At 44.7% G+C, this 17,266-nt stretch carries 18 protein-coding genes and 1 other annotated feature; of the genes, 14 read left to right on the top strand and 4 right to left on the bottom strand.

All coding sequences use genetic code 11. The annotated features are described in order from the left end of the window. The first annotated feature begins 29 nt into the window (after positions 1-29). Both ytxC and thrS read left to right on the top strand, forming a co-directional pair. Positions 30-875 (top strand): putative sporulation protein YtxC, encoded by an 846-nt coding sequence (gene ytxC, locus LNN34_RS01035; RefSeq protein ID WP_044153929.1) that lies wholly within the window; start codon positions 30-32, stop codon positions 873-875. Positions 876-1,270: 395 nt separating this feature from the next. After that, a complete protein-coding gene (gene thrS, locus LNN34_RS01040) occupies positions 1,271-3,202 on the top strand; it encodes a threonine--tRNA ligase (RefSeq protein WP_229042554.1) in 1,932 nt (643 codons plus the stop codon). A gap of 39 nt (positions 3,203-3,241) precedes the next feature. Here the strand turns inward: thrS and LNN34_RS01045 are convergent, their stop codons facing one another. After that, on the bottom strand, positions 3,242-4,027 hold the full coding sequence (locus tag LNN34_RS01045; protein WP_044153932.1) for an HAD family hydrolase: 786 nt from the start codon (positions 4,025-4,027) through the stop codon (positions 3,242-3,244). Positions 4,028-4,200: 173 nt separating this feature from the next. Between LNN34_RS01045 and lytS the strand changes: the two genes are divergently transcribed. The 4 genes from lytS to lrgB all read left to right on the top strand — a co-directional run bounded on the left by lytS (position 4,201) and on the right by lrgB (position 7,977). Next, positions 4,201-5,982 (top strand): two-component system sensor histidine kinase LytS, encoded by a 1,782-nt coding sequence (gene lytS / locus LNN34_RS01050; RefSeq protein WP_202647566.1) that lies wholly within the window; start codon positions 4,201-4,203, stop codon positions 5,980-5,982. After that, the gene (locus tag LNN34_RS01055; protein ID WP_044153936.1) at positions 5,960-6,685 is read left to right on the top strand and encodes a LytR/AlgR family response regulator transcription factor; all 726 of its coding nucleotides are present in this window, start codon (positions 5,960-5,962) and stop codon (positions 6,683-6,685) included. Before lytS ends, LNN34_RS01055 begins: the two co-directional genes overlap by 23 nt. A gap of 134 nt (positions 6,686-6,819) precedes the next feature. Beyond that, positions 6,820-7,260, top strand: coding sequence for an antiholin-like murein hydrolase modulator LrgA (lrgA, locus tag LNN34_RS01060; RefSeq protein ID WP_044153938.1), 441 nt, complete (start codon positions 6,820-6,822; stop codon positions 7,258-7,260). Positions 7,261-7,281: 21 nt separating this feature from the next. Next, a complete protein-coding gene (gene lrgB, locus LNN34_RS01065) occupies positions 7,282-7,977 on the top strand; it encodes an antiholin-like protein LrgB (protein ID WP_044153942.1) in 696 nt (231 codons plus the stop codon). A 30-nt stretch (positions 7,978-8,007) separates the two neighbouring features. On the opposite strand, the gene LNN34_RS01070 is transcribed toward lrgB, so the two are convergent. Both LNN34_RS01070 and LNN34_RS01075 read right to left on the bottom strand, forming a co-directional pair. Then, positions 8,008-8,664, bottom strand: coding sequence for a hypothetical protein (locus tag LNN34_RS01070; protein ID WP_069487077.1), 657 nt, complete (start codon positions 8,662-8,664; stop codon positions 8,008-8,010). A 218-nt stretch (positions 8,665-8,882) separates the two neighbouring features. After that, entirely contained in the window at positions 8,883-9,227 is a 345-nt protein-coding gene (locus LNN34_RS01075; protein ID WP_069487078.1) for a hypothetical protein, read from the bottom strand. Positions 9,228-9,394: 167 nt separating this feature from the next. Further along, positions 9,395-9,525, top strand: a sequence feature (ribosomal protein L20 leader region). Positions 9,526-9,582: 57 nt separating this feature from the next. Between LNN34_RS01075 and infC the strand changes: the two genes are divergently transcribed. The 4 genes from infC to LNN34_RS01095 are packed head-to-tail and all read left to right on the top strand — an operon-like array spanning position 9,583 to position 11,031. Further along, entirely contained in the window at positions 9,583-10,104 is a 522-nt protein-coding gene (gene infC / locus LNN34_RS01080; protein WP_071543361.1) for a translation initiation factor IF-3, read from the top strand. Positions 10,105-10,116: 12 nt separating this feature from the next. After that, positions 10,117-10,317, top strand: a complete 201-nt coding sequence (gene rpmI / locus LNN34_RS01085; RefSeq protein WP_003222418.1) for a 50S ribosomal protein L35 — start codon at positions 10,117-10,119, stop codon at positions 10,315-10,317. A gap of 31 nt (positions 10,318-10,348) precedes the next feature. After that, a complete protein-coding gene (rplT, locus tag LNN34_RS01090; protein ID WP_003222420.1) occupies positions 10,349-10,708 on the top strand; it encodes a 50S ribosomal protein L20 in 360 nt (119 codons plus the stop codon). Between the two features lie 53 nt (positions 10,709-10,761). Then, on the top strand, positions 10,762-11,031 hold the full coding sequence (locus LNN34_RS01095) for a DUF1294 domain-containing protein (RefSeq protein ID WP_059293445.1): 270 nt from the start codon (positions 10,762-10,764) through the stop codon (positions 11,029-11,031). A gap of 16 nt (positions 11,032-11,047) precedes the next feature. On the opposite strand, the gene ysdB is transcribed toward LNN34_RS01095, so the two are convergent. Continuing rightward, the gene (gene ysdB, locus LNN34_RS01100) at positions 11,048-11,440 is read right to left on the bottom strand and encodes a sigma W pathway protein YsdB (protein WP_024122432.1); all 393 of its coding nucleotides are present in this window, start codon (positions 11,438-11,440) and stop codon (positions 11,048-11,050) included. A 187-nt stretch (positions 11,441-11,627) separates the two neighbouring features. Here ysdB and LNN34_RS01105 point away from each other — a divergent pair, with 187 nt between their 5' ends. From LNN34_RS01105 to araB, 4 genes are all read left to right on the top strand, one after another. Next, entirely contained in the window at positions 11,628-12,713 is a 1,086-nt protein-coding gene (locus tag LNN34_RS01105; RefSeq protein WP_024122431.1) for a M42 family metallopeptidase, read from the top strand. Between the two features lie 197 nt (positions 12,714-12,910). Continuing rightward, positions 12,911-13,882 (top strand): glycoside hydrolase family 43 protein, encoded by a 972-nt coding sequence (locus tag LNN34_RS01110; protein ID WP_229042556.1) that lies wholly within the window; start codon positions 12,911-12,913, stop codon positions 13,880-13,882. Positions 13,883-14,062: 180 nt separating this feature from the next. Then, positions 14,063-15,553 (top strand): L-arabinose isomerase, encoded by a 1,491-nt coding sequence (araA, locus tag LNN34_RS01115; RefSeq protein ID WP_069487080.1) that lies wholly within the window; start codon positions 14,063-14,065, stop codon positions 15,551-15,553. Between the two features lie 15 nt (positions 15,554-15,568). Then, positions 15,569-17,254: a ribulokinase gene (gene araB, locus LNN34_RS01120; protein WP_069487081.1), complete on the top strand. Its 1,686-nt coding sequence runs from the start codon at positions 15,569-15,571 to the stop codon at positions 17,252-17,254. Positions 17,255-17,266 lie beyond the last annotated feature (12 nt).

A 17,266-nucleotide genomic window follows, 5' to 3' on the forward strand; every position in this document is an offset into this window, starting at 1 on the left:
TGTAACAGATGCCGTAAGGGGGGACAAACATGCTTGAAATAATCTTTGAAGATGACCATGATACTGCCGCTTTTTTACATCTCATTCAGCATTCGGACGATCGGAAAAACATCATTGTCCGTGAAGGCATACGAAAAATCGGGATTGAAAAAGCTGAGCCGGCTTTCTCTATTCAGGGTTTTATGGAGCCGATTCTGGTCAAGTTTTTTTTAGATTGCAAAGAAGACGAGCATATGCTGTCGTTGATTGAAGAGACGTATTGTTTCACGGACCAGGATGAGCAGCAGCAAATCCTTCAGCTCGCACACAGTATTATAGAAGGAGAAGCTGATGTTCTTCCGTTTGAACCGATGAAGCCGCCGCGCAAGCAGTGTATTTTAGATGAGCTCCAAACGATTTGTTTAGAGGACGGGGTATTTTCAATTCGTTCCTTTCAAACCTTTCGCCTCGGACAGTACTACGAACAGCTTAGAGAAACTGTGGAAGCGGCAATAGACGAATATAAGATGGAGCAGGAGTACCAAAACTTTATTCAGACACTCAGAGACTATGTAATGGCTAAACCGCCGCGAATCAAAAGGGTGCACATTGTCCATGATGGTTCATTTACACTGTGGGAGATGCGCTATGTGCCGGAACGGGAAAAAATGAAATACATAGACAGGCGATTTGTCCGGGATCATCCCATGTACATTGACTCCCATTTGCTTGCGCCGCTGATCTCCATCGCGCCTGATGAGGTGATTCTCTATACAGACCAGCCCGAGCATATGATGGTAAGGACGATTCAAAACGTATTTCAAGAGCGTGTGCAAATGCTTCCGCTTCAGGCGTTTTCAAACGCTGAAACACCGGTCAAGCACTCAGAGGGATAAGTGCCGGCAGCCTGTAAACATAAGGCTGCCGCTTGAAAAAAAGGAAATACAATCGTGTTGATTTTTTGGAACGAACAATTTATAATACATAGGAGATTAAGATTGACACACGTACTGATAAGGACATGAAGGAATGATACCGGCTTAAAGAGAGGGAAGTCACGGCTGCAAGCTTCCCAGCTAAGGACCATTCGCTTTACCGCCTTTGAACTTCAGCTGTGAACCCCTTTATAAGGAACAGTAATAGCTGACGGGAACTCCCGTTACAGAGTTTAGAGCCGCAGGTGCCGGTGTATTGGCTTGCGGAAAAAAGGGTGGAACCACGATTCCGTTTATTCAACCTCGTCCCTTTCATAGGGGGCGGGGTTTTTATATGCAAAAAAGGAGTGACAATGATGTCAGATATGGTAAAAATCACATTTCCTGATGGAGCAGTCAAGGAGTTTGCGAAAGGAACAACAACAGAAGATATCGCGGCATCCATCAGTCCGGGATTAAAAAAGAAATCATTAGCCGGAAAACTGAACGGAAAAGAAATCGATTTGAAAACGCCGATCAACGAAGACGGCACTGTGGAAATCATTACTGAAGGATCAGAAGAGGGTCTTGAGATTATGCGCCACAGTACGGCTCACTTGCTGGCACAAGCGATTAAACGCATTTACAAAGACGTGAATTTCGGTGTCGGTCCTGTTATCGAAAACGGTTTTTACTATGATGTAGAAATGGAAGAAGCGATTACGCCGGAGGATCTGCCGAAAATCGAGAAAGAAATGAAAAAAATCGTCAATGCGAACCTTCCGATCGTTCGAAAAGAAGTCAGCCGTGAAGAAGCGAAAGCCCGCTTTGCGGAAATCGGCGATGACCTGAAGCTTGAACTGCTGGATGCGATTCCTGAGGGAGAAACCGTATCGATTTACGAGCAGGGCGAATTCTTTGACCTGTGCCGCGGCGTACACGTTCCATCAACAGGAAAAATCAAAGAGTTTAAGCTGTTAAGCCTTGCAGGTGCATATTGGCGCGGTGACAGCAATAATCAAATGCTTCAGCGTGTATATGGAACAGCTTTCTTCAAAAAAGCTGATCTTGACGAGCATCTTCGCATGCTTGAAGAAGCAAAAGAGCGTGACCACAGAAAACTCGGCAAAGAATTAAAGCTGTTTGCGAATTCTCAAAAAGTCGGACAAGGTCTGCCGCTTTGGATGCCAAAAGGCGCGACAATCCGCCGCACGATCGAGCGCTACATTGTCGATAAAGAAATCAGCCTCGGCTATGAACACGTCTATACACCAGTGCTTGGAAGCAAAGAGCTGTATGAAACATCAGGACACTGGGATCATTATCAAGAAGGCATGTTCCCTCCGATGGAAATGGACAACGAAACACTTGTATTGCGTCCGATGAACTGCCCGCACCATATGATGATTTACAAACAAGACATTCACAGCTACCGCGAACTTCCAATCCGTATTGCGGAGTTGGGAACGATGCACCGCTATGAAATGTCAGGTGCGCTGTCAGGGCTTCAGCGCGTACGCGGAATGACGTTGAATGATGCACACATCTTTGTACGCCCGGATCAAATTAAGGATGAGTTTATCCGTACAGTCCGTTTAATCCAGGATGTATATGAAGATTTCGGTTTAAATGATTACACATTCCGTCTGTCTTACCGTGATCCGGAAGACACAGAGAAATACTTTGATGATGATGAAATGTGGAACAAAGCGCAATCCATGCTGAAATCTGCAATGGACGAAATCGGCCACGACTATTACGAAGCAGAAGGTGAAGCGGCATTCTACGGCCCTAAACTTGATGTTCAGGTGAAAACAGCGATCGGCAAGGAAGAAACATTATCTACTGTTCAGCTGGACTTCTTGCTGCCTGAACGCTTCGATCTGACATATATCGGTGAAGACGGCAAGCAGCATCGTCCGGTTGTTATTCACAGAGGTGTGGTATCAACAATGGAACGCTTTGTTGCATTCTTAATCGAAGAGCATAAAGGCGCACTTCCAACATGGCTTGCACCGGTTCAGTTCCAAGTCATCCCGGTTTCTCCGGCTGTGCATTTGGATTATGCGAAGCAAGTACAAGAGAGCCTCCAGCGTGAAGGCCTGCGTGTAGAAGTCGACAGCCGTGATGAAAAAATCGGCTACAAAATCCGCGAAGCGCAAATGCAAAAAATTCCGTACATGCTTGTGGTCGGTGACCAAGAAGCAGAAAACGGTGCGGTAAACGTCCGTAAATACGGAGAGCAGAAGTCTGAAACCATTTCACTTGATGATTTTGTGAAAAAGGCTGTAGCTGAAGCGAAGAAATAATACAAAAAAGCATGATCTCATGAAAGAGATCATGCTTTTTTATTTATGTTCTAAAATAGGAAACAAATCATGAAGGCTGCTGATGATGTGATCAGGCGTCACTTCTGTTTCATTTTTCTTATCCGTCCGGTTGATCCAAACGGTTTTGATTCCGGCTCTGGAAGCGCCTAAAATATCAGTATTCAAATTATCGCCGACCATGATGGCATCCTCTTTCTGGATCTTCATTAGCTGCAGGCAATGCTCGAAAATAGAAGCATCGGGTTTCCCTTTGCCAAAAGCGCCTGAGATGACAATTTCATTGAAATAAGGGGCGAGCTCAGGCACGCCGGCGAGCTTCTCCTTTTGCAGACTCGGATCGCCGTTAGTCAAAAGCAGCAACTCATACTTTCCTTTTAATTGATCAAGCACATCAAATGTTTCATCGTAAACAAACGGGCGTTTTCGGCGTTCCGCTGCAAAAAACTCTCCCAAATATTCACCATATGCCGGATCGTCGACACCAAGCGCTTTTAGGCCGTTTGTCCATGCGTTTCGTCTGTACTCCGGCACAATCTTATTCAGCTTCTGAAATCCTTCACTGATCGGCTCGGAGAAATTTGACCACAGCCCTTCAAATGGGTTAATGCCGATCATCACCGTATAAGGGTATGTCTCGTAAGACATGTACAATTCTCTCGCCGCTTCCCGAACAGCTGCTTCGAATTCCTCAGGGTCAAGACCATATTTTTTCTCGGCCTGTAAACATGTTTCTGCAAATGTTGTTCTGACGCTTTTCTCATCCCACAGTAGTGTATCGTCTAAATCAAAAAATACGGCTTTCATGATCTTCTCCTCTGCTTCAGATTCAATTCTTTCTGCCAAAAGGCTCATGTTTATTCTACAATAGATAAAAGCCTTGTGAAATATGTTTTCAGACGATTTTAAAAAAACAGTCAGCCATGAAACGGTTTACCGAAAAAATGATAAAATGAAATGGGAAAGAACAGGTGACACAGATGATTCAATTAATGATCATGATGCTGGAAAGGGTAGGGATTATTGTTATATTGGGATTTATTCTGGCCCACACTAAACTTTTCAGACAGGCTCTTCAAAATCCGGAGGGCTACAAAGGAAAAGCCGTATTGATTTCTATTTTTTCTCTTTTCAGCATCATCAGCAATTATACCGGCATCGAAATTCAAAAACATATGATTGTGAATAATGATTGGGTGTTTACAATAGATCCGTCGGGCTCTATTGCAAATACCCGTATTTTGGGCGTTGAAATAGGCGGGCTTTTAGGCGGGCCGTTTGTAGGAGCGGGAATCGGTTTATTAGCAGGCCTACATCGTTTTTCGCTCGGCGGCAGCACGGCTTTAAGCTGTGCGGTCTCATCCGTTTTAGCAGGGTTTCTAGCGGGATGGATCGGCAGGTATTTTACGAAGCGCTATCGAATGCCGACACCGCGTATCGCAGCCCTCGTCGGGATCGGTATGGAGACCTTGCAAATGGTCATTATTTTGCTGATGGCAAAGCCGTTCAATGACGCTTGGGAGCTTGTCAGCATGATCGGGATTCCGATGATCCTCATTAACGGAACAGGCAGCTTTATTTTCCTGTCGATTATTCAAGCCATTATTCGCAAGGAAGAACAGGCAAGGGCGCTTGAAACGCACAGGGTGCTGACCATTGCCGATCAGACGCTTCCTTTTTTCCGTCAAGGGTTAAATGAAAGCTCTTGTAAAAGTGTAGCGGCCATCATCCATAAGATGACCGGAACGGATGCGGTATCTCTGACGGACAATGAGAAAATACTTGCGCATGTCGGCGCGGGAATGGATCATCATATCCCATCTGAAAGCCTGATCACAGGTCTGTCTAAAAAGGTAATTAAAACTGGGCGCATCATGAAGGCTACTTCACAGGAAGAGATTGAATGCACCCATTCGGAATGCCCTTTGCACGCGGCGATTGTACTGCCTTTGACATCAAACGGCAACACAATCGGAACGTTAAAAATGTATTTTAAAAGCCCGGCCGGTCTCAGTCAGGTAGAGGAGGAGCTTGCCGAGGGGCTGGCCATGCTGTTTTCGACACAGCTTGAGCTCGGTGAAGCCGAGCTGCAAAGCAAGCTTCTGAAGGATGCGGAAATCAAAGCGCTTCAAGCACAGGTTAACCCGCATTTTTTATTTAATGCCATCAATACGATTTCTGCTTTATGCCGGACAGATGTTGAAAAAACCCGTAAGCTTTTGCTGCAGCTTAGCGTGTACTTTCGTTCTAATCTCCAGGGAGCAAGGCAGCTGCTGATTCCGCTTTCGAAGGAGCTGAATCATCTTCAAGCCTATCTGTCATTAGAACAGGCGCGTTTTCCCGGGAAATATAAGATTGAGCTTGATATTGACAGCAGGCTGGAGCAAATTGAGATTCCTCCGTTTGTCTTACAGGTGCTTGTTGAAAACGCATTACGGCACGCATTTCCAAAAAAACAAGACATGTGCAAAGTAACGGTTTGTGTCTTATCTGATGAGTCATCCGTCTATATGAAGGTCACGGACAATGGACGCGGAATTCCGCCGGACGTCTTGCCGGAACTGGGGAATAAACCGCTGCCTTCTAAGGAAGGAACAGGGACTGCGCTTTATAATCTGAATCAGCGGCTGATCGGTTTATTCGGCCAGCAGGCTGCATTACATATCAAGAGTGAGGTACATAAAGGGACAGAGGTTTCCTTTCAAGTACCTATGCAGCAAATGAAAGAGGGAGAAGAACATGCTCAGGGTGTTAATAGTTGATGATGAGATTCTGGCAAGAGATGAACTGGCTTATTTGCTCAAAAGGACAAATGAGGAATTAGAAATCAATGAAGCGGAAAATATTGAATCCGCATTTGACCAAATGATGGATCAAAAGCCTGATTTGCTGTTTTTAGACGTTGATTTATCCGGAGAGAATGGTTTTGATATCGCAAAACGATTGAAGAATATGAAGAATCCCCCGGTTATTGTGTTTGCGACGGCCTATGACCAGTATGCACTTAAAGCTTTTGAAGTGGACGCTCTTGATTACTTAACCAAACCTTTCGATGAAGAAAGGGTTCGGCAAACAATGAAAAAGTATAAAAAGGTAAAGCGGGAGATTGATGAACCAGAACAGATCAGCCATGCCAGCCAGCATAAACTAGCCTTATCTGTCGGCGAATCGATTGTGATTGTGGATACGAAGGATATAATCTTTGCGGGAACCGAAGACGGCCATGTCCATGTGAAAACCTTTGATGCATCTTATTCAGTCAATGATACGCTCGTTGTCATTGAAAAAAAACTGCCGGAAACTGATTTTCTCCGCGTCCATCGAAGCTTTGTCGTTAATACTGAGTACATCAAAGAGATACAGCCATGGTTTAATTCCACCTATAATCTGATCATGAAAGACGGATCGAAAATACCGGTCAGCCGGACATATGCCAAGGAATTAAAAAAGCTGCTCCATATTTGACGGGGCGGCTTTTTGTATTTCATCCTTTTTATGCTGCAACTCATCTTTAATATTCGGCAAGTTATCATGTAAGCGCTTAATAGAGAGTGGTTCTTATTTATAATGAGGGTACAAAAGAGAAAGAGGTGAAGAAAATGAGTGCTAAAAAAGTGTACGGATTTTTAACACAAGCATTTATTTTTGCCGTCATTATGCTGGTTTCCAATATGATTGCCGCTTTTGTCCCAATTCCTATACCAGCGTCGGTTGTAGGTTTGGTCTTATTATTTCTCCTATTATGTTTGAAAGTGATTAAACTGGACCAAGTAGAAACGCTCGGAGCGTCTTTAACCTCATTGATCGGATTTTTATTTGTTCCATCAGGTATATCTGTTATGAATTCTCTTGGTGTGATGCAGCAATACGGCCTGCAAATCGTCCTTGTCATTCTTCTCGCAACGATTATTTTATTGGGGGCAACAGGACTGTTTTCTCAGCTTATTCTTACACTGAGCGGAAAACGCAAGACTGCTGATGACATAAAAGCAAAAACAGTACAGCCCCCGCAGAAGAAAAACGAACTTGTTCATCATTAAGAGAAGCAGGAGGTTCATGAAATGGAAAGCACAATGAGTCCATATTTCGGAATTGTCGTATCACTGGCCGCTTTCGGCATCGGCACCTTTTTATTTAAAAAAACAAAAGGGTTCTTCCTTTTCACTCCATTGTTTGTTGCGATGGTGCTAGGGATTGCATTTTTGAAAATCGGCGGTTTCTCTTACGCTGACTATAATAACGGGGGAGAAATCATTAAGTTTTTCTTGGAACCCGCGACGATTGCCTTTGCCATTCCATTGTACAAACAAAGAGATAAACTGAAAAAATACTGGTGGCAAATTATGTCCTCCATTATCGCAGGCTCTATCTGCTCTGTCACGATTGTCTATTTGCTTGCAAAAGGGATTCACCTTGATGCGGCAGTGATGAAAAGTATGCTTCCGCAGGCGGCAACAACGGCGATTGCGCTTCCTTTATCAAAAGATATTGGCGGCATCAGCGATATCACAGCTTTTGCTGTTATCTTTAACGCCGTCATTGTGTATGCGCTCGGCGCTTTGTTCTTAAAAATATTTAAAGTGAAGAATCCCATTTCGAAAGGGTTGGCTCTCGGAACATCCGGACACGCACTCGGTGTAGCTGTCGGGATCGAGATGGGTGAAGTCGAAGCCGCGATGGCAAGTATCGCTGTTGTCGTTGTCGGGGTCGTAACGGTTCTGGTCATTCCTGTGTTCGTGCACCTGATCGGAGGATAAGCCAAGGTTGAACCCTTGGCTTTTTCTATTTTATGGTGCGTCTTCCGGATCGATATATCCTTGTTTAATGCCCCATTCCACTTGATCGTCATGCCACTTTTTTCGTTCTTCATAACCATAGCCGTCGTCATCAGGAAGCTCTGAAGCCGGCTGTTGAATGGCATCATCTGTCTGGCTTGGGGAAGATGGCGCATTTTGGCTGTTAGATGAGGATGCCTCATTCTGCTGACGCTGGGCCTGCGCTTGCCGTTCTTTTTCGGCGTCCGCTTCCTGCTGCTTTTGGAGTGCTGCCTGACGCTGCCTTTCAAGCTCAGCTTGTCTTTCTGCTTCCTCTAATCGCTGTCTCTCTGCTGCAGCCTGTGCCAATCGTTGCCGTTCCGCTTCTTCCTCCTGTTGTTTCTTTCGTTTCGCTCTCTGCTCTTTTTCACGTTTTTTCGCTGCAGCGATTTTCCTTTGTTTCTCGGCTTCTTCCTTCGCCCTCACCTTTCCTAATTCAGTTGCGAGGGGATTCACCATTTTCAATGAAACGGGTTTTAGGTTTTTCAGCTCTTTCTCCAGCTTGTTTTCATGAAACGCTACGGCTGTGATAACGGTCTCTTCTTTTGGCTCTGAAGATATGCTGTTGCTATTGGAGCAGCCGGTTACTATCAATGTTAAAAATAGAGTAAGCTGTATCAGTTTGTTCATATGTCAGACTCCCTTCTCGTTCTAATATCGGCTTTTTTAGTGTGAGATTCACTTTGTTTTGTATTTTTTCCTATATGTGGTTTTTGGTAAACTGCGAAATAAGGAGAAGGATGAGGTAGTATATTGATCTTCATATAACAGAATCTGGTGCAGAGCATCAGCAACTTCTGATTTTTATTCATGGCGTGGGTGTCAGCGGCTTGATGGGGAAGAGCAAATCAGCCATTTTCAACATTTGTGGCGCCGTTTTGATCTTTTCCAGGCTCAGACAAAAATGCTTTATCTTCATGCCAGCCAATTCGTCGAAACATACTATAAAGAAAGCAGTCAAATGAGTGCAGATACGCTTTATCAAATACTAATGTGACTTGCACGATACCCGATTCGCTCAGGCAAACCAGTACCAGCCTGCTGGTGACAGTCGGGGAAAAAGAAAGAAAAGTGATGAAAGCATCGGCAGCTGAAATCGCAAAGATGAATGAAAATTCAAGAACCGTTATGTTTCCAGTGATCGGCATGGAGCGCCGCTGGCTCAGCCGATGCTGTTTAACAAAATCCTTCATGATTGGCTGGAGGGTTCAGAACCTTGCATTCTGGATAAGAATAAAAGATTTTCTTTTTCTCTCTTGCACTCATAAATAACCCATGTTACAATGAGAAAGTTGTTCCGGATAAGTCATCCTTGACTAAACATCCGGCATTGTGTAGAATAGTTATTGAATTGAATATAAATCACAAGCAGAAGCACCCGCTTCTCACCTGATTGACACATTCATGTAGTTGGCAGGTTGACCGTACATTTTTATTGATACAGATGTTCGTAGTGTGGGTGTTTTATAATGCCCGCACTTTTTGTTTGCCTGCAGAATGCAGTCAAAAGAGTTGTGAATCAATTCGAAGAAACTATGGAGGTGGCTCATTATTAGCAAAGATCAATTGGTTAATGAGGGTATCCGTGCACGTGAGGTCCGCTTAATCGGACAAAATGGCGACCAGCTTGGAATCAAGTCCCGTCAGGAAGCACTTGAAATAGCCGGCCGCGCAAATCTTGACCTTGTGTTAGTTGCAGCAAATGCAAAACCGCCTGTCTGCCGCATCATGGACTACGGAAAGTTCAGATTCGAGCAGCAGAAAAAGGACAAAGAAGCACGCAAAAATCAAAAAATCATTAACTTAAAAGAAGTTAGATTAAGCCCGACAATCGATGAGCACGACTTTAACACGAAGTTGCGCAATGCGATTAAATTCCTTGAAAAAGGCGATAAAGTGAAAGCTTCTATCCGCTTTAAAGGACGCGCAATCACTCATAAAGAAATCGGCCAGCGTGTACTAGACCGTTTTTCTGAAGCATGTGCTGAGGTTGCGACAGTCGAAACAAAACCAAAAATGGACGGCCGCAGCATGTTCTTAATGCTCGCGCCGAAAAACGAAAAGCAATAAGGAGGAAATCCCATGCCAAAAATGAAAACTCACCGCGGATCTGCTAAACGTTTTAAAAAGACAGGTTCTGGGAAGTTAAAACGTTCTCATGCATACACAAGTCACTTATTCGCCAACAAATCTCAAAAGCAAAAGCGTAAGCTTCGCAAGAGTGCTGTTGTAAGCGCAGGAGACTTCAAACGTATCAAACAAATGCTTGCTAACATCAAGTAATCGGACAAGGAACAATTAGGAGGGAAATTTAATGCCAAGAGTAAAAGGCGGAACTGTTACACGTAAGCGTCGTAAAAAGGTTCTTAAATTAGCAAAAGGTTATTTCGGTTCAAAACATACATTATACAAAGTAGCTAACCAGCAGGTCATGAAATCTGGAAACTATGCTTTCCGTGACCGTCGTCAGAAAAAACGTGATTTCCGTAAGCTTTGGATCACTCGTATCAACGCAGCTGCTCGCATGAACGGTCTTTCTTACAGCCGTTTAATGCACGGTCTTAAGCTTTCTGGTATCGAAGTAAACCGTAAAATGCTTGCTGATCTTGCTGTAAACGATCTTACTGCATTCAATCAGCTTGCTGATGCTGCTAAAGCTCAATTAAACAAATAATGATATAGAGCCGCTCTTAGAGAGCGGCTTTTTTATATAAAGGATGAGGCAACATGATAATTGCTGTATATCTAGTTCTGATCAATCTGTGCGGTTTTTGGGTGATGGGCGCAGATAAACGAAGAGCGCAGCGCCACAAGTGGAGAATTTCTGAAGACCGGCTGTGGCTGATCGCCATCGTGTTTGGAGCGCTTGGTGTCTGGCTCGGCATGCAGACCTTCAGACATAAAACGAAGCACGCATCCTTTCAATACGGTGTGCCGTTTCTTTTGGTGATTGAAGCGGTGCTGATCGGCATCTATTACAGTCCGTTTGATTTATAAAAAAGCAGAAAAGCGTTTACCGCTCTTCTGCTTTTTTTGCAAGTTTAATGGGCAGATCCCAGTCAATTTTACAATCCGGATATCGCTCCAGTACTTTTTCTTCAATATTCTCAAAATCTTTTGCGGAAAAGTTTTTTAGCTTCTCAGGAGACTCCGTCCATACAAAGATGGTGTGGATGAACAGCGGATGATCCTTGGAAGGAATATGCTTTTCTCCTTCAAAAAGCACGCCTTTATACGTCAATTGAAAGTTCTTTCGGGTATTGTTCTGTTCATCGATAATATAAAAAAGTTCTTTTGATTGGGCCAGTTTCAATCTTCTCTTTGGATTTGCGACATATTTGACCAAGGCGTAAATACAGTAAGCAAATAGAGCAAGCAATAAAATCCGGAGAACCATGATAAACATTGTGTGAAGGCACCTCCCTCATTGTGATGATCTGATGTAATACGTAGAGCATAGAAAAAGGTTTCACTTTTTCTAAAAGAAGTTTGTTAAAAAAGATATACCCGCTTTTTAAGTGAAATAGTCGTATGGTTACCGTCAGGTTTTGTATAATAATAATGCAGGACAGATGAAGGAGGTTTTTGGAATCATGGCAAAATTGGATGAAACGTTAACCATGCTGAAGGAATTAACTGATGCAAAAGGCATTCCGGGAAATGAAAGAGAAGTAAGGCAAGTGATGAAATCATACATAGAACCATTTGCTGATGAAGTGACAACTGACCGGCTTGGCAGTTTAATTGCGAAAAAAACAGGTGCGGAAAACGGCCCGAAAATTATGATTGCCGGGCATTTGGACGAAGTCGGCTTTATGGTGACACAAATCACCGATAAAGGCTTTATCCGTTTTCAAACTGTCGGCGGCTGGTGGTCTCAAGTCATGCTGGCTCAGCGTGTCACCATCGTGACGAAAAAGGGAGAGGTCACAGGTGTTATCGGATCTAAGCCGCCGCACATTTTATCTGCTGAAGCGAGAAAAAAACCGGTCGATATCAAAGAGATGTTCGTTGATATCGGAGCTTCAAGCCGTGAGGAAGCATTGGAATGGGGCGTACTCCCAGGTGATATGATCGTTCCGCATTTTGAATTCACGGTCATGAACAATGAAAAATTTCTTTTAGCAAAGGCGTGGGACAACCGTATCGGCTGTGCGATCGCCATTGATGTTTTGAGGAATTTAAAAGACACAGATCATCCAAACGTTGTGTATGGTGTTGGAACTGTACAGGAAGAGGTCGGCCTAAGAGGAGCGAAGACCTCTGCGCACACGATACAGCCTGATATTGCTTTCGGTGTTGATGTAGGGATAGCCGGAGATACGCCAGGGATTTCTGAGAAGGAAGCGCAAAGCAAAATGGGAGAAGGGCCGCAGATTATTCTGTACGATGCATCCATGGTCTCCCACAAAGGACTTCGTGACTTAGTTGTCAATACAGCAGAAGAAGCAGGCATTCCATATCAATTTGATGCGATCGCCGGCGGAGGAACTGATTCCGGGTCCATTCATTTGACGGCAAACGGTGTTCCTGCGCTGTCCATTACCATTGCAACACGATACATTCATACGCACGCTGCCATGCTGCATCGTGACGATTATGAAAACGCGGTAAAATTAATCACCGAAGTCATTAAGAAGTTAGACCGGCAAACGGTTGACGATATTACGTACCAATAAAGATACGGAAGAATCCGCCTTGTGAGGCGGATTCTATTTTTTTGTCTGTACAAATTTTGGTGGAGTGACTACAATAAAGGAGATACCGAAAAATTCCTGAATCTGATCACGTACGAGATGCAGCTCATTTGTAAGGAAAGGAGGATTCAATTTCACAATTTGTAAGCGCTTTCTAAAATAAGGGAGGTTTGAAAAAATTGAAAAAGAAAAAAGCATGGAAACGGTTCTTTCACTTTTCGAGTGCTGCTTTGACGGCGGGTTTGTTATTGACTTCCGCTTCTCCGGCATCCGCTGCATTTTGGGGAGCATCTAATGAACTGCTTCATGATCCAACGATGATCAAAGAGGGAAGCTCGTGGTACGCGTTTGGAACAGGCCTTACGGAAGAAAGGGGGCTGCGGGTTCTCAAATCGTCGGATGCTAAAAATTGGACCGTGCAAAAATCGATTTTCAGCACACCTTTATCATGGTGGTCCACTTATGTGCCGAATTACGGCCAAAACCAGTGGGCACCGGACATTCAATATTATAACGGAAAGTACTGGCTGTATTATTCAGTTTCTTCTTTCGGAAAAAATGTCTCTGCCATAGGCCTTGCTTCTTCAACAAGCATCAGCTCGGGAAGCTGGAAAGACGAAGGCCTGGTGATCCGGTCGACGAGCTCCGATAATTATAACGCCATCGACCCGGAACTCACCTTTGACAAGGATGGCAATCCGTGGCTTGCGTTCGGCTCATTTTGGAGCGGAATCAAGCTGACCAAGCTGGATAAGAACACGATGAAGCCTACCGGATCGCTTTATTCCATTGCGTCGAGACCGAGTAATAGCGGAGCGCTGGAGGCTCCTACCCTCACGTATCAAAATGGTTACTACTATTTAATGGTTTCATTTGATAAATGCTGTGACGGGGTAAATAGTACGTACAAAATTGCTTATGGGAGATCTAAAAGCATAACAGGGCCTTATCTTGATAAAAACGGAAAAAGCATGCTGGAAGGAGGAGGCACCATCTTAGATTCCGGCAATGATCAATGGAAAGGGCCTGGAGGCCAGGATATTGTAAATGGAAACATACTTGTGCGCCATGCCTATGACGCGAAAGATAAAGGCATTCCCAAGCTACTAATCAATGATTTGAATTGGAGTTCGGGCTGGCCTTCCTATTAAACTGATAAGCCGGGTGAACACCTGGCTTTTTTAAAAGAAAAGATTGACAGTATCCTACTGAATTACTATAATGAAGTTGTTCGTACAAATTAATGATAATTAACTAGTTTTTGTTTATTAGTACGTATCTATCAATTTAGAATTGGAAGCGTTTTATTTTATAAGAAAGGGGCAGTTAACATGCTTCAGACAAGAGATTATGAATTCTGGTTTGTAACAGGAAGCCAGCATCTATACGGAGAAGAAACGCTGCAGCTGGTAGACCAGCATGCAAAAAGCATTTGTGAGGGGCTTAGCGGCATTTCTTCCAGATATAAAATTAAGCATAAACCTGTTGTAACTTCCTCGGAAACCATCAGACAGCTGTTAAGAGAAGCGGAGTATAGTGAAACATGCGCCGGAATCATTACATGGATGCACACATTTTCTCCCGCAAAAATGTGGATAGAAGGCCTTTCCTCTTACCAAAAACCGCTTATGCATCTGCACACTCAATACAATCGGGATATTCCATGGAATACGATTGATATGGATTTTATGAACAGCAACCAATCCGCACATGGCGACCGCGAGTACGGGTACATCAATTCCCGTATGGGGCTGAGCCGTAAAGTTGTCGCGGGCTATTGGGATGATGAAGAGGTAAAGAAAGAAATGTCTCAGTGGATGAATACGGCGGCTGCGCTAAATGAAAGCAGACATATCAAGGTTGCCAGATTCGGAGATAACATGCGCCATGTTGCAGTAACGGACGGAGACAAGGTGGGAGCGCATATCCAGTTCGGCTGGCAGGTTGACGGCTATGGCATCGGGGATCTTGTCGAAGTAATGAATGGAATTACTGACGATGAGGTCGAAACACTCTATGCAGCGTATGACAAGCTTTATGTCATCAGCGAGGAAACGAAACGAGACGAAGCAAAGATAGCGTCCATTAAAGAACAGGCGAAAATTGAACTTGGCCTAACCGCTTTTCTTGAACAAGGCGGATACACGGCTTTTACGACTTCATTTGAAGTGCTGCACGGAATGAAACAGCTGCCTGGGCTGGCCGTTCAGAGGCTGATGGAAAAAGGCTACGGGTTCGCCGGAGAAGGTGATTGGAAGACGGCTGCTCTCGTCCGGATGATGAAAATCATGGCTGAAGGTAAAAGAACGTCCTTCATGGAAGACTATACGTACCATTTTGAACCTGGAAATGAAATGATTCTTGGCTCACACATGCTTGAGGTGTGCCCGACAGTTGCTTTGGATCAGCCGAAAATTGAAGTTCATCCGCTGTCTATCGGAGGCAAGGATGACCCGGCGCGGTTTGTATTCAATGGCATCAGCGGATCAGCCATTCAAGCGAGTCTGGTTGATATCGGAGGGCGTTTCCGTCTCGTGCTCAATGAGGTAAAAGGACAGGAAATTGAGAAAGATATGCCGAATCTGCCTGTCGCCCGCGTTCTCTGGAAGCCTGAGCCTTCATTAAAAACAGCGGCGGAGGCATGGATTTTAGCCGGCGGCGCACACCATACCTGCTTGTCTTACGAATTGACAGCGGAGCAATTGATGGATTGGGCGGAAATGGCGGGGGTTGAAAGTATCTTGATTTCTCGCGATACATCGATTCACAAGCTGAAACATGAATTGAAATGGAACGAGGCGCTTTACAGGCTTCAAAAGTAGAGAGGAGGATGTCACTTGGCTTACACAATAGGTGTTGATTTCGGAACATTATCAGGAAGAGCGGTGCTCGTTCACGTCAAAACTGGAGAAGAGCTGGCGGCGGCTGTCAAAGAATATCCACACGCCGTCATTGATACCGTCCTTCCCAAAACGGGTCAAAAGCTGCCGCGGGACTGGGCGCTTCAGCATCCGGCAGATTATCTGGAAGTCTTGGAAACAACGATTCCGTCATTACTTGAACAGACTGGTGTTGATCCAAAAGAGATCATCGGGATCGGAATTGATTTTACGGCATGTACGATCTTGCCTGTCGACAGTGAAGGACAGCCATTATGTATGCTGCCGGAATTTGAAGAGGAGCCGCACAGCTATGTGAAGCTTTGGAAGCATCACGCCGCCCAAAAGCATGCTGATCGGCTCAATCAAATCGCCGAAGAAGAAGGAGAAGCTTTTTTACAGCGCTACGGAGGAAAGATTTCATCAGAATGGATGATTCCGAAGGTGATGCAGATTGCCGAAGAAGCGCCGCACATTTATAAAGCAGCTGATCGGATAATCGAAGCAGCTGACTGGATCGTGTATCAGCTGTGCGGCTCGCTGAAGCGAAGCAACTGCACAGCCGGTTATAAAGCGATTTGGAGTGAAAAAGCGGGATATCCTTCAGAGAATTTCTTTGAAAAACTTCACCCTGTAATGAAAACGATTACAAAAGACAAGTTAGCGGGATCGATTCACTCAGTAGGGGAAAAAGCAGGCGGGCTGACGGAAAAAATGGCACAGCTGACCGGTCTCCTTCCGGGAACAGCGGTTGCTGTTGCGAATGTTGACGCTCATGTTTCTGTTCCTGCTGTCGGTATCACAGAACCAGGAAAAATGCTGATGATTATGGGAACCTCAACATGCCACGTTCTCTTAGGAGACGAGGTAAACATTGTGCCCGGCATGTGCGGGGTCGTGGACAACGGCATTCTTCCGGGATTTGCGGGGTATGAAGCCGGACAGTCCTGTGTGGGCGATCATTTTGAATGGTTCGTGAAAACGTGTGTCCCGCAAGCCTATAAAGAGGAAGCGGAGAAAAAAAACGTCAGCATTCACGAGCTGCTGAGCGAGAAGGCAAACATGCAAGCACCGGGTGAGAGTGGTCTCCTTGCCCTGGATTGGTGGAATGGAAACCGTTCAACCCTTGTTGATGCTGATCTAACGGGGATGCTGCTTGGCATGACGCTGCTGACGAAACCCGAAGAGCTTTACCGAGCGTTAGTTGAAGCAACAGCATACGGCACAAGGATGATTATTGAAACATTTAGAGAAAGCGGAGTGCCAATTGAAGAGCTTTACGCAGCTGGCGGTATTGCTGAGAAAAACCCGTTTGTCATGCAGATTTATGCGGATGTCACAAACATGGATATTAAAATCTCAGGTTCACCGCAAGCCCCTGCCTTAGGATCTGCCATTTTCGGCGCGCTTGCGGCCGGTAAAGAAAACGGCGGCTATGATGACGTCACAGAGGCAGCGGCGCACATGGGGAAACTGAAAGATATATCCTATACGCCAAACGCTGAACATGCTGCCGTATATGAAAAGCTATACGCTGAATATAAAGAGCTGGTTCAATATTTCGGAAAAGAGAATCATGTCATGAAGCGTCTGAAAACGATAAAAAATCTTCAATTTTCATCTGCCGCACAAAAGAATTCATAAAGGGTGATGAGC

This window comes from Bacillus sp. AF23, from assembly GCF_020861455.1.
GTDB lineage: Bacteria > Bacillota > Bacilli > Bacillales > Bacillaceae > Bacillus > Bacillus halotolerans.

Bases quoted from the DNA above. Each gene is read 5' to 3' on its own strand.
- ytxC (WP_044153929.1), top strand. From the start codon at position 30: ATGCTTGAAATAATCTTTGAAGATGACCATGATACTGCCGCTTTTTTA.
- thrS (WP_229042554.1), top strand. From the start codon at position 1,271: ATGTCAGATATGGTAAAAATCACATTTCCTGATGGAGCAGTCAAGGAG.
- LNN34_RS01045 (WP_044153932.1), bottom strand. From the start codon at position 4,027: ATGAAAGCCGTATTTTTTGATTTAGACGATACACTACTGTGGGATGAG.
- lytS (WP_202647566.1), top strand. From the start codon at position 4,201: ATGATTCAATTAATGATCATGATGCTGGAAAGGGTAGGGATTATTGTT.
- LNN34_RS01055 (WP_044153936.1), top strand. From the start codon at position 5,960: ATGCTCAGGGTGTTAATAGTTGATGATGAGATTCTGGCAAGAGATGAA.
- lrgA (WP_044153938.1), top strand. From the start codon at position 6,820: ATGAGTGCTAAAAAAGTGTACGGATTTTTAACACAAGCATTTATTTTT.
- lrgB (WP_044153942.1), top strand. From the start codon at position 7,282: ATGGAAAGCACAATGAGTCCATATTTCGGAATTGTCGTATCACTGGCC.
- LNN34_RS01070 (WP_069487077.1), bottom strand. From the start codon at position 8,664: ATGAACAAACTGATACAGCTTACTCTATTTTTAACATTGATAGTAACC.
- LNN34_RS01075 (WP_069487078.1), bottom strand. From the start codon at position 9,227: ATGAAGGATTTTGTTAAACAGCATCGGCTGAGCCAGCGGCGCTCCATG.
- rpmI (WP_003222418.1), top strand. From the start codon at position 10,117: ATGCCAAAAATGAAAACTCACCGCGGATCTGCTAAACGTTTTAAAAAG.
- rplT (WP_003222420.1), top strand. From the start codon at position 10,349: ATGCCAAGAGTAAAAGGCGGAACTGTTACACGTAAGCGTCGTAAAAAG.
- LNN34_RS01095 (WP_059293445.1), top strand. From the start codon at position 10,762: ATGATAATTGCTGTATATCTAGTTCTGATCAATCTGTGCGGTTTTTGG.
- ysdB (WP_024122432.1), bottom strand. From the start codon at position 11,440: ATGTTTATCATGGTTCTCCGGATTTTATTGCTTGCTCTATTTGCTTAC.
- LNN34_RS01105 (WP_024122431.1), top strand. From the start codon at position 11,628: ATGGCAAAATTGGATGAAACGTTAACCATGCTGAAGGAATTAACTGAT.
- araA (WP_069487080.1), top strand. From the start codon at position 14,063: ATGCTTCAGACAAGAGATTATGAATTCTGGTTTGTAACAGGAAGCCAG.